We start from the raw sequence: 7051 nt of genomic DNA, 5'->3' as shown, positions 1-7051 counted from the left end.
GGGGTACGGGGAGGTGGCGGTCGCCCCGCGCACGGTGTACGTCGACGACTCCCGCCCCGCGCTCGTCGAGGGCTTCACCCGGGACACCTTCACCGCGATGGTCGAGGGAGTACGCGAGGAGGCGCTGGCCGCGGAGCTGCTGACGCGGGCCGACTGGGAGCGCGGCATCGCGGACCTGCGCCGTACGGCTCAGGGCGGGGGCACCTTTCACTACACTTTCTTCAAGGGCGTGGCCGTCAAGCAGCCGCGTGGGCGGCGTGGCGGGTCGCCGCCGCCTCCGCCAGGGCGCGGATGACCGGGTGCGGCGCGCCGTCCGGGTCCCCGTCGCCCGCCAGTTCGGGCTGGAAGAGGGTGGCGAGGAAGAACGGGTGCCGCTCGGCCGGCAGTTCGGCGATACGGGCCGCGCCCGCCTCGTCCGTCCCGCTGAACCGCATCCCGTGCGTCCGCAGCGCGTCGAGGCGGTCCGGGTCGGCGCCGTACGAGCAGTGGTAGCGCTCGACGGACCGCCCGGTCCCGATGACGCGCTCGGCCAGCGAGCCCGGCGCCACGGTCACCGTGCCCTCGTGGCCGACGAGGGAGCAGGCGAGCGGGACGATCAGCGGGTCGCCCTCCGTCGTCCCGGTGTTCTCGGCGTGGGTCACCCACGGCAGCCCGCACACGGTGCGGGCGAACTCCAGCATCGCGTGCTGGAAGCCGCCGCAGGTGCCGAGGAACGGAATCCCCCGCTCCCGGGCCGTACGGACCGCCTCCAGCGCGCCCGCCTCGCTGCGGTACGGGCTGCCGGGCACCAGCCAGACGGCGTCGAACCCGTCGAGGGCCCCGGCGCGTTCCGCGTCCGGGGTCGGGATCCAGTAGGCGTCCAGCACCAGCTGGTCGCGTTGGGCGAGCGTGTCGAGGACGGCGGGGATCCGGACGTGGGCGCGGACGCCGGACGACCGGTCGCCGACCAGGGCGAGGCGGGGCAGCGGCGGCGGTGAGCTCTCTGGGTGCGTCATACGGACATCGTCGTCCGGCCCCCGTGTGCAGCGCCAACGATGATCTGCCGAATTTCATTAGCTGCGCTGATGGCCGCTGGTCACACTGGGGGTATGGATCCGCATCTGCTCCGTACGTTCGTCTCCGTGGCCCGGCACGGCTCGTTCTCGGCGGCGGCCCGCGAGCTGGGGTACACGCAGTCGGCCGTGTCCCAGCACGTCGCGGCGCTGGAGAGCGACATCGGGGCGCCCCTGCTGGGGCGCCGCCCGGTGGCCCCCACCCGCGTCGACGCCCGGCTGCTGGAGCACGCGGAGCCGCTGCTGCTGCGGCTGGACGCCGCCCGCGCCGACCTCGAACGGCTGGCGGCGGCGCCACCGGCCCGGCTGGTGCTCGGCGCCGCGCCGCTGGCCCTGACGCCCCGGGTCGCGGCGGCGCTGGCCGCCGTACGGCGGACGCGCCCGCACGGGGCGGTGACGGTCCGGGTGCTGGGGCGCGCGGCCGTCGTCCGCGGCGTCGCGGCGGCGGACCTGGACCTGGGCCTGGTGGACGGCGCCGCGGCCCCCACCGACCCGCTCCGCCTCCCGGACGTCGGCCCGGTCACCGCGAGCGGGGTCGGCGAGGAGGAGCCGCTGGCGCTGGCGCTGCCCGCCGGCCACCCGCTCGCGCGGGCACACGGGGCCGCCGGGCCCCGGGGGGTGGGTCCCGGGTTGGCGGGGCCCCGGTTGGCGGACCTGGCGGACGCGTACTGGATCGACGCGCCGGACATCGCGGTGCCGCTGCCGCAGCTTCGCGCCGCGACCGGCGCCGACGGCTACCGCGCGGCGGTCCGCTACGACGGTACGGACGCGGGGGGCCTGCTCGCGCTGGTCGCGGCCGGGCACGGGCTGGCGCTGCTGCCGCGGCGGGTCCCGGCCGGGGCGCCGGACGTGGCGACGGTACCGCTCGCCGAGCCGCGGCTGGCGCACCGGGTGGAGGCGGTACGCGCCGGGCCCGCGGCGCGCGAGGGGCTCCCCCGGCTCTTTCTGGACGCCGTGGGCGCCTAGGCCGTGGCCGGCGGATCTTGCTGGGCAGGGGCTGCCCCTGGTCGTGTGTCGCAGTCTGCGGCTGGGATGGGGGTCCCCCTGCTCGAGCGAAGCCGAGAGCTTGGGGGAGGTTGCGCGCGCAGTTCCCCGCGCCCCTGAAGCGCCCCCTGCGGGGCGCCAGGGCGCGCCCCGCAGGGGCGCGGGGCTCGTGTCCATAGCGGCTCCGCCGCGGGGCGCGACCGGCCACAACCCAGCCGCAGACCGCAGGACACGGGCAGGGGCAGCCCCGACTCGGCAGCCCCGACAGAGGGCAGCCACGACCCGCCGGACACGGACTAAGGGCTCGGGCCGTCAGCCGAAGTCGAAGGCGTTGCGGAGCCCCAGCCGGTACCGGACGCGGTCGTGCCGTTTGACGGACTCCAGCGCCGGATTCCGGTACAGCGGCTCGACCGTGCACCGCTTCGCCTCCGAACCCACCCGGTCCAGCAGCGCGTTGACGGCCTGCCGGGCGGCCGCGTTGGCGCCCTCCATGGTGGCCAGGTCGATGTCCACCGCCACGTAGTCGCCCGCCAGGAAGAAGTTGGGGACGCGGGTGGCGGCGTTCGGCCGGTTGTGGAACGTGCCCACCGGGTGGATGAGCAGCTCGTCCTCGTTCACGGGGTCGGGCGTGCCGATGCCGTCGACGCCGGGGTCGAGATACCACGAGTGCAGGATGCTGTCCTTGAGCACCGTCTTCCCGGTGTCGTTCAGCGACGCCTTCAGCTGCGCCCACACCTCCTTGGCGACCTCCTCGGGGGTGCACTGCTTGGCGGTCCTGCCGTAGAGCACGCCCTTCTTGTCCCACTCGGAGACGTCCACGGACAGGCAGTCGGCCGCGGTGCCGTCGCCGTAGTCGGCGGGGAAGTCCCGGCGGGGCCAGTGCGTGGCCTGCGCGATGGCGGTGAGGGCCCAGGGCGAGTCGACCAGGTTGAGATGGCCGTGCAGGATGGGGGTGCGCTCGGTCAGATAGAACTGGATGCCCGTCATCCAGTCGGTGCGCAGCTTGTCGCAGCGGGCCAGCTGCGGGTCGGCGGCGCGCAGCGCGCGGCTCCACAGCCGGCGGGCCCGCTCCACGGGCAGGGCGCATATGTAGTGGTCCGCTGTGATGTCGTGCCGCTTCCCCTCCGGGTCCTTGACGGCGATATGCGGCACCGCGCCGTCCGCGTACGGGATCCGCTCGACGTCCCAGCCGACGCGGAAGTCGACGCCGAGCGAGGTGAGATGCTCCACCCAGGGGTCGATCCACGCCTCGTTGGTGGGGGCGTCGAGGATCCGGTCGGGCGGCCCGTCGTCGCCCAGCCCGAGGGCGTTGAAGACGAACGCCTCGCCCAGCGTGCCCACCGTCCGGGTGCTGGCCTCCTCCGCCTTGGTGGCCACGATGTTGCGGGTGACGCCGATGGCGAGCAGCCGCTGGTAGTCCTCCGACATCCGCGCCGCGCGGGTGAACTCCCACCAGGGCGTGGACTCCCACTCGTCGTCCCGCCGCTCGTCGCAGCTGGTGAGGAAGACCAGGACGCGGTTGGCGAAGTACACCGTCTCGTCGGCCGGCAGGTTCAGCGCGGTCTCCAGGAACGCGGTGAGCATCCGGCGCACCTCGTCCGGCGTCAGATCCGGCGGCTGCCCCCCGTCGTCCCCCAGATACGGGACGGGGAAGCGCAGGTCCTCGCGCCCGCCGGAGCGGGCGAACATCATCTCGCGGGGCGCGACCAGGTTGTCGAACACGCCGCGCTCGTTCCCGGGGAAGGGGATGCGGCGCATCGTGTCCGGGAGGTTGTGGTAGATGCCGGGGATGAAGCGGAAGCCGTGTTCGGCGGGCAGCGGGTCGCGCCCGCCCCTGGCGCTGTCCGGCACGCCCATGCTGCGGGCCTTGCCGCCGAGCGCCCGGCGCTCGTAGACGGTGACGTCGAAGCCCCGTTCGGCCAGTTCGTGCGCCGCCGTGAGCCCGGCGACCCCGCCGCCCAGCACCGCGACCGTCCCGGCCCGCTCCGCGCCGCGGGACGTGCCGCGGGACGCGGAGCGGGGCGCCGCGTCGGCGGTGGCCTGCGCCGCGCCGAGCGCCGCCCCGGCCGCCACCGCGCCCGCGCCCAGCGCGACGCTCCGTCTGCCCGGTCCCCGCTGCGTACGGCTCCCGCTTCCGCCCATGCTGACTCCACCCCTGCCGCCGATGGCCGATGACCGATGACCGTGCGTGTTCCGGGCCCGTTACCCGCGGTACGCCGGGCCGGCGCAGGAGCATAGGGGGCGGGCGCGCGGGCCGGAAGACACCGGCGTGCGGCACGGCGCGACGGGCGCCACCTTGGCCGAAATGGCCCGGTACGCGGAGGGATTCCGTCCGCTCCTGGGAAGAGAGACGGCCATGGACATACCGCTACATCAACTCCCAGGCCCGGCCCGGCGCACGTACCGCACCGCGGTCTTCGACAGCACCCGCTGGGACCGGTTCCGGCCGCGCCCCGACGACATCGTCATCTCGACGCCGCCGAAGTGCGGCACCACCTGGATGCAGCGCATCACCGCCTGTCTGGTCTTCGGCAGCCCCGAACTGCCGGCGCCGCTGCGCGAGGTGTCCCCCTGGCTGGAGTTCCTGCACGAGGACGCCGACCTGGACACCCTGCTCGCGCGCCTGGAGGCGCAGCGGCACCGCCGCTTCCTCAAGTCGCACCTGCCGCCGGACGCGCTGCCGCCGCTGCCGGAGTCGGCGTCGTACCTGGTGGTCTTCCGGGACCTGCGGGACGCCGCGCTCTCCTTCCACCACCACATGGGCCGGGCCGGGGTGTACCCGGAGCTGCCGTCGGACCCGCGCGCCTTCTGGCGGGGGTTCTTCTCCGGGGAGCGGTTCGGGGGACAGGATCAGGACGTTCCGCTGGAGCGGTTCACCCAGCACATGACGTCCTGGTGGCGCCTGCGGCACGAGCCGGGGGTGCTGCTGCTCCACTACCAGCGGCTGCTGGACGACCTGGAGGGCGAGATGCGCCGCGTCGCCGCCCATCTGGGCATCCGGATCCCCGAGGAGGCGTGGCCGGGGCTGGTCGCGGCGTGCGGCTTCGAGGAGATGCGGGCCGACAGCGAGCGGGTGATGCCCGCCGTCGGCCCCGCACCGCGCGGCGCGTGGTTCTTCCACCGGGGCGTCAGCGGCCAGTGGCGGGAGACGGTCACCGAGCGGGAGACGGCCTGCTACGAGGAGGCTGTGCGCTCCCTTCCCGCGGGCCTCCGTGCGTGGTTGGAGAACCCGGACGGGCCGCCGCCGGATACCCGGCCCGCTGCGCGGTCTACTCGATGACGAGGTCGACCGGGATGTTGCCGCGGGTGGCGTTGGAGTAGGGGCAGACCTGGTGGGCCTGCTCGACCAGCTCGCGGCCCCGCTCCCCGGTGACGGAGTCCGGCAGCTCGACGCGGAGGGTGACCTTCAGGGCGAAGCCCTCGCCCTGCTTGCCGATGCCGACCTCGGCGGTCACCGCCGCGTCGCCCAGGTCCGTCTTCGCCTGCCGTCCGACCGCGCCGAGGGCGCTGGCGAAGCAGGCCGCGTATCCGGCGGCGAACAGCTGCTCCGGGTTCGTGCCCTGCCCGTTGCCGCCCATCTCCGTGGGAATGCCCAGCTCCAGGTCCAGCTTGCCGTCGGAGCTGACGGCGCGGCCCTCGCGGCCGTGGGTGGCGGTGGCGACGGCGGTGTAGAGCGCGTCCATGGAATCCATCTCCCTCGTCGGGTGCGGGCTGCGTGCACCTATAAGTAGAGCACACGATTTAGTTGTGCACAACTAAATCGGGCGCTTGCTACCCTGGAGGGCATGTCCTCCGACTCCTCCGACGACGACCTCCTCCGCCTCGACCAGCAGATCTGCTTCTCCCTGCACGCCGCCTCGCGCGCGTTCGGCAGCGTCTACCGCGTGGTGCTGAAGGATCTCGGCCTCACCTACCCCCAGTACCTGGCGATGCTGGTCCTGTGGGAGCACGGCGAGCAGCCCGTGAAGCGGCTGGGCGAGCAGCTGCGGCTGGACTCCGGCACGCTGTCGCCGCTGCTCAAGCGCCTGGAGGCAGCCGGTCTCGTGCGTCGCGAGCGCAGCGCCCGCGACGAGCGCTCGGTCCATGTCCGCCTCACGGACGAGGGCGCGGCCCTCCGGGAGCGCGCCGCGCTCGTCCCCCGCCGCATCGCCGCCGCGACGGGCTTCGACGTCGAGGAGGTCCGCGAGCTGCGGACCCGGCTGGACCGCCTCACCCGCGCCCTGGACGGGGCGGACCTGGAAGGCCCCTAGATGTGCTGTTCCGGCGGGCCGGGTCCGGCAGCCCCTGCCCGGACCCGGCCCGCTCTGCCCTTATCTGCTTCAGACGTTGTGCTGCGCGCCGCACCTGGTCTTGAACTTGTTGCAGTGCTGCCGCTTCAGCGGGTCACCGTTCCCGATGGTGATGTACACGTCCTTGGCTCCGCCGCGCACATTGTCGAAGCCCAGGACGCCGTTGATGCGCTTGGACCCGATGTCACCCGGGCAGAGGAACTCGGCGACCCGGTCCCACCGCCCCTTCCCGTCCGTGGCCGACAGCTCGAAGAGCTTGCAGCCGCTGAGGGCCCGGAGCGAGGCGTCGAACCGGACTGTCCGGTTGTACCAGCGCAGTTCGCCCTTGGCGTATGTGTTGCCGTAGTTGACGTAGAAGTTCTGGGTGTTCACGGGCGCGGCGGCGGCCGGTGTGGTGCCGAGGACCAGCCCCGCCACCGCTGTGGCCGAAACCGCTCCCACCGTGGCGACCTTCTTCAACGCTGCTGCCTTCATACGGCTCCCCCGTCTCGTCGTAATGAAAGTCGACGGATGTCGACGCGAGGGACGCTAGGGACGATCAGTGACTGGACGGTGAAGTTCCGGTGACTGCTCAGCGGCCGGGGGCGCCCAGGGTGCGGATGGGGGAGCCCTTCAGGAACGCCTCGATGTCCTCGACCGCCTGGCCGTAGTACGTGCGGTAGTTGTCCTCCGAGACATACCCCAGGTGCGGGGTGGCCAGCAGTCGGGGGGCCGTGCGGAAGGGGC

At 73.7% G+C, this 7051-nt stretch carries 7 protein-coding genes and 2 pseudogenes; 4 read left to right on the top strand and 5 right to left on the bottom strand.

Features of this window, described 5'->3' with window-relative positions:
• Positions 1-295 (top strand): annotated as a pseudogene (locus G5C65_RS27835) (DUF397 domain-containing protein); the annotation flags it as partial.
• On the opposite strand, the gene G5C65_RS27830 reads toward G5C65_RS27835, so the two are convergent.
• Positions 237-995 carry a CTP synthase C-terminal region-related (seleno)protein gene (locus G5C65_RS27830; protein ID WP_165301780.1) on the bottom strand — a complete coding sequence of 253 codons (759 nt, stop codon included), beginning with the start codon at positions 993-995 and terminating at the stop codon, positions 237-239. The pseudogene G5C65_RS27835 and the gene G5C65_RS27830 overlap by 59 nt on opposite strands.
• Positions 996-1088: 93 nt before the next feature.
• Between G5C65_RS27830 and G5C65_RS27825 the strand changes: the two genes are divergently transcribed.
• Complete coding sequence (locus G5C65_RS27825) at positions 1089-2018, top strand: LysR family transcriptional regulator (RefSeq protein WP_165301779.1); 930 nt, start codon at positions 1089-1091, stop codon at positions 2016-2018.
• Between the two features lie 330 nt (positions 2019-2348).
• On the opposite strand, the gene G5C65_RS27820 is transcribed toward G5C65_RS27825, so the two are convergent.
• On the bottom strand, positions 2349-4178 hold the full coding sequence (locus G5C65_RS27820; protein ID WP_165301778.1) for a hydroxysqualene dehydroxylase: 1830 nt from the start codon (positions 4176-4178) through the stop codon (positions 2349-2351).
• A gap of 214 nt (positions 4179-4392) precedes the next feature.
• Between G5C65_RS27820 and G5C65_RS27815 the strand changes: the two genes are divergently transcribed.
• On the top strand, positions 4393-5316 hold the full coding sequence (locus G5C65_RS27815; RefSeq protein WP_165301777.1) for a sulfotransferase domain-containing protein: 924 nt from the start codon (positions 4393-4395) through the stop codon (positions 5314-5316).
• Here G5C65_RS27815 and G5C65_RS27810 read toward each other — a convergent pair.
• On the bottom strand, positions 5306-5719 hold the full coding sequence (locus tag G5C65_RS27810; RefSeq protein ID WP_165301776.1) for an organic hydroperoxide resistance protein: 414 nt from the start codon (positions 5717-5719) through the stop codon (positions 5306-5308). The genes G5C65_RS27815 and G5C65_RS27810 overlap by 11 nt on opposite strands.
• Before the next feature lie 102 nt (positions 5720-5821).
• Between G5C65_RS27810 and G5C65_RS27805 the strand changes: the two genes are divergently transcribed.
• Positions 5822-6286 carry a MarR family winged helix-turn-helix transcriptional regulator gene (locus G5C65_RS27805; protein WP_165301775.1) on the top strand — a complete coding sequence of 155 codons (465 nt, stop codon included), beginning with the start codon at positions 5822-5824 and terminating at the stop codon, positions 6284-6286.
• A gap of 69 nt (positions 6287-6355) precedes the next feature.
• Here G5C65_RS27805 and G5C65_RS27800 read toward each other — a convergent pair whose 3' ends face one another.
• Both G5C65_RS27800 and G5C65_RS39610 read right to left on the bottom strand, forming a co-directional pair.
• Positions 6356-6799: a hypothetical protein gene (locus tag G5C65_RS27800; protein ID WP_165301774.1), complete on the bottom strand. Its 444-nt coding sequence runs from the start codon at positions 6797-6799 to the stop codon at positions 6356-6358.
• Between the two features lie 97 nt (positions 6800-6896).
• Positions 6897-7051 (bottom strand): annotated as a pseudogene (locus G5C65_RS39610) (D-2-hydroxyacid dehydrogenase family protein); the annotation flags it as partial.

The sequence above is a fragment of the Streptomyces boncukensis genome, assembly GCF_011045075.1.
Lineage (GTDB): Bacteria > Actinomycetota > Actinomycetes > Streptomycetales > Streptomycetaceae > Streptomyces > Streptomyces boncukensis.
The sequence above is the reverse complement of the archived record's forward strand: the minus strand, read 5'-3'. Positions and strand labels throughout refer to the sequence as shown.